The organism is Sphingomonas sp. NPDC092440 (genome assembly GCF_044754985.1).
GTDB lineage: Bacteria > Pseudomonadota > Alphaproteobacteria > Sphingomonadales > Sphingomonadaceae > Sphingomonas.
The window spans coordinates 505,190-505,475 of sequence record NZ_JBIVQA010000003.1 but is presented as its reverse complement, the minus strand read 5'-3'; the positions used below and the strand labels follow the sequence as shown (position 1 = coordinate 505,475).

Sequence of the window (286 nt, the reverse complement as noted above, 5' to 3'; positions counted from 1 at the left end):
ACATGCCGGAACTGGACACGCCATATGGCTACTTCGTCGTGCTCGGAGTGATAGCGGTGTTCTGCCTTCTCCTGTTCATGCGCTTCAAGAAGGCCAAGTGGCTATGAGTAACGCACTTCGCGAGCTTCTCCGTCCGCTGACGAGTCACAGCGCGCTTTGTGCGCGAGCGTGTCCAATCCAGTTCAAGATGAAGGTGCTTCCATGACCTCCCAGGTGACCGACGTTCTAGAAGCAGTCCAGTCATTGATCGCCAAAGGCTATGACCGCGAATACCGCGTAAAGGACG

General features: G+C 55.6%; 1 pseudogene. It reads left to right on the top strand.

The features are described from left to right. Positions 1–107, top strand: a pseudogene (locus ACIQCS_RS07705) (magnesium transporter); the annotation flags it as partial. Positions 108–286: the final 179 nt, after the last annotated feature.